Origin of the sequence: Chryseobacterium sp. S0630, assembly GCF_024158915.1 — a bacterium.
Lineage (GTDB): Bacteria > Bacteroidota > Bacteroidia > Flavobacteriales > Weeksellaceae > Chryseobacterium.
The window spans coordinates 1-3984 of sequence record NZ_JAMZGF010000107.1 but is presented as its reverse complement, the minus strand read 5'-3'; the positions used below and the strand labels follow the sequence as shown (position 1 = coordinate 3984).

2 protein-coding genes are annotated in these 3984 nt (G+C 37.7%); one reads left to right on the top strand and one right to left on the bottom strand.

Annotated features, from left to right (window positions below; all coding sequences use genetic code 11):
• Positions 1-334: 334 nt before the first annotated feature.
• Positions 335-556 (bottom strand): hypothetical protein, encoded by a 222-nt coding sequence (locus NK356_RS23880; protein WP_253318232.1) that lies wholly within the window; start codon positions 554-556, stop codon positions 335-337.
• A gap of 482 nt (positions 557-1038) precedes the next feature.
• Here NK356_RS23880 and NK356_RS23875 point away from each other — a divergent pair, with 482 nt between their 5' ends.
• Entirely contained in the window at positions 1039-3906 is a 2868-nt protein-coding gene (locus NK356_RS23875) for a pitrilysin family protein (RefSeq protein WP_253318231.1), read from the top strand.
• Positions 3907-3984: the final 78 nt, after the last annotated feature.

Here is a 3984-nt window from a genome sequence, read left to right as displayed (position 1 = left end):
ATGTTTGCTTTTATAGTATATATAATATAAAGTAATAAGATGTAACTCCTATACCCGTAATTAAAATGCTTCGACTCTGCTCAGCATGACACTAGCTAATACTAACTGATAAAAAGCCTTAGACATTATACTCTCATTTTACTTTCCTTTATTAAAACTCTCGTAAAGAAGTTGGGATTCCTGAGGAATAACACAAGGGGAATAACGGTATATCTCTACACTCGCTATTTTATAGAATTTATAGATTTAACTCCTATACCCGTAATTAATTAAGATGCTTCGACTCTGCTCAGCATGACACTAGCTAATACTAACTGATAAAATGCCTTAGACATTATACGGTCATTTTAATTCCTTTAAGACTCTCGTAAAGAAGTTGGGATTCCTGAGGAATAACACAATAGGAATAGAGATTGATACTCAATAACCCGTTTCCATAGAAATCAGCAAGATGAGAATTCAATACCGATGTTCCTTTTCTACCGGGAAACCCGAAACCCGTAACACAATAACCCCAACAACTGTACTCTCCTACCCGGAAACCACCATTCATCATTCATCATTCATCATTTATAATTTATAATTCATCATTTACAACTCCTCCCCTAGCCCTGATAGTAATGGTTACCCCGCAGCTGGGGTTGGAGGGTGGATGGGTTTGGGCGTGGGAGACCCTTCGGCTTCGCTCAGGGTGACAGCGTGGGAGAGCGCTGGCGCGAGGAGTATGAATGGATAGCAGGATGAAGCTTCTGAGAAAGTTCGAGAGTTTGAGAGTTTGAGTGCAATAGAGTTTGAGGGTGGGAGGATGAGAGAGTTGGTGAGAAATAGGAAATTGTGCTTTTAAAGAATGGGAATATGAAATTGCAGTGAGAGTATATATATGATGGGATGCAGGATTGGGAAACAGTTTCTTTGGAATGATTCACCTTCTCAACTGTAATAATAGATGTAATAATGATAAAAAGAGGTCTACATTTTTTTTGATTCCTTACATTTGTAGTGCATTCCGGTTTCTAAGGAATGAAATGAGTTTTATATATGACAGACAGAAAATATAAGGAAACGGTACATACAGATAAAAACCAATACGACTATATTACGGTAACCCACGACGAAAATAACGTCAGAATCTATACTTTGAAAAATGGATTAAAGGTTTTTCTTGCTCAGAATTTTGATGCTCCAAGAATACAGACTTTCATTCCTGTAAGAACAGGAAGTAATAATGACCCTTCTGATAATACAGGTTTGGCTCATTACCTTGAACATATGATGTTTAAAGGAACGTCTCACATCGGAACTCAGAACTGGGAAAAGGAAAAAGAACTTCTTGATCAGATCTCATCTTTATATGAAGAGCATAAGGCAGAACAGGACTCTGAGAAGAAAAGAGAAATCTATAAAAAGATTGATGAAGTTTCTCAGGAAGCGAGTCAATATGCCATTGCCAATGAGTATGACAAAGCAATCTCTTCTCTGGGAGCGAGTGGAACCAATGCTCATACCTGGTTTGATGAAACGGTTTACAAAAATAATATTCCGAATAACGAACTTGAAAAATGGCTGAAAATAGAAAAGGAAAGATTCTCTGAAATTGTCCTTCGTCTTTTTCATACCGAGCTGGAATCGGTATACGAGGAGTTCAACAGAGCGCAGGACAATGACACAAGACTTGTGAACTACGAACTGATGGATGCTCTTTTCCCCACTCATCCTAATGGACAGCAAACGACACTTGGAAAACCGGAACACCTGAAGAATCCATCGATGAAGGCTATTCATAAGTATTTTGATGAATATTATGTTCCTAATAATTATGCCATGGTACTGGTTGGGGATTTTGATTTTGAAGAGACCATTCAGTTAATCGATCAATATTTCGGGACTTTACCTTATAAGGAGCTTCCTAAAAAAACACCTGTTATTGAAGAACCTATTACAAAAGTTGTAACAAGAACGGTAAAAAGTCCTACTACTCCACGCGCTCAGCTTGCATGGAGAACAGATAGCTATGGAACAAGAGAAGCAATGCTGGCTGATGTGGTTGCGAATATCCTCAGCAACCGAGGGGAAGCAGGATTACTGGATCTGCATATCAATCAAACTCAAAAAATGCTTTGGGCTCAGGCTTTTTCTGTGGGGTTAAGACAATATGGATATTTTTCTATTGTTGCTGTTCCCAAGGAAACACAAACTCTGGAGGAAGCCAAGAATATGGTACTGGATGAAATTGAGCTGATCAAGAAAGGAGATTTTCCGGACTGGATGCTGCCGGCAATCATCAATGATTTCAAACTTCAGAGAATGAAAGGTCTTGAAACTGCCGAAGGACTGGCCACTAACCTTTATGATTCTTATATAAAAGGAAGAACCTGGGAAGAGGAACTGAATGAAATGGATGAATATGCCGCTTTCACTAAAGAGGATGTTGTAAATTTTGCCAATGATTTTTTCAAAGAAAATTATGTGGTTGTCAATAAAGAAAAAGGAGTCAATGACAAATTGATCAGGGTTGAGAATCCTGGGATTACTCCTGTTAAGATCAACCGTGATACACAATCTGAATTTTTGAAAGAGATTCTGGCAGATAAAACGGAGGATATTAAACCCGAGTTTATCGATTATCAGAAAGAAATCATCACGGATCAGCTTAACGGAAAGAAATTAAGCTTTGTAAAGAATAAGTATAACGATATCGCTCAGCTGCATTTCATTTTTCCTTTTGGAAGTGATAATGACAGAGATTTAGGGATTTCAACTCAGCTTCTGCAGTATCTAGGAACGGATACGCTTTCACCGGAAGATTTAAAAAAGGAATTCTTTAAAATCGGGATCAGCAATGATTTTAAAACAACGAACAACCAGCTTATTATTTCTTTAAGCGGATTAGAAGAAAATATAGAAAAGGGAATCGGTCTTCTTCAGCACTGGATGCATGACGTACAACCTGATCAGGAAATCTACAATCAGTTTGTGGGCACAGTACTGGAAAACCGTGAAGCCATTAAGAAAGATAAAAACCGAATTATAACGGCACTCAACAATTACACGAAGCTGGGCAGCAACTCCCGTTTTACGGATGTTATTTCTAAGGAAGAGCTTGAAAGCAGCAATTCTGAAGTATTCACCAACAGAATGAAGAAGCTTTTCCAATATCCTTATCAGGCATTTTTCTATGGCAAAAATTTTGAAAACTTTAAAGAATACATTGGTCAGTATATCAAGCCTGAAAGTCTTCAGATCCCGGAAGCTAAGCAATATCCGGAACCAGCAACGGGAGGAAATGTGAATTTCATCAACTATGATATGGTTCAGATGGAAATGAGTAAGATTGGAAAAGGAAACGAGGTGAATCCACTTCATTTCGGAAAGATCAATGTTTTCAATGAATATTTTGGAAGAGGATTATCTTCTATTGTTTTCCAGGAGATGCGTGAAAGTAAAAGTCTTGCTTACTCTGCTTATGTTTCTTATGCTGCAAACTCTGAGCTGAAACATCCGGACTATGTGACAACGTATATCGGAACTCAGCCTGACAAACTGATGATCGCTGTAGATACGTTGAATGAACTGATGAACGAACTTCCTGAAGTACCTATTCAGTTTGAAAACGCCAGAAATGCAGCGCTGAAACAGATTGCCTCAACAAGGGTTACCCGAAATAATATATTCTTCAATACTTTAAGGCTACAGAAACTGAACATCTATCATGATTTCAGAAAGGACATCTATGGACAGATCCAGAACCTGAAGTTTGAAGATATCGAACATTTTTACCAGACGGAAGTTCAATCAATACATTTTAATACGGCCATTATCGGTAAAAAGGAGAACCTTGATATGGAAGCTGTCAATAAAATGGGAACATTTAAAGAAGTAAGTCTGAAAGATATTTTCGGACATTAAAAAAACAAAGAAGCCGTCTCACAACTGAGGCGGTTTTTCTTGTTAAAAAGTAAATAATTTTTATATATTTTGATTTGT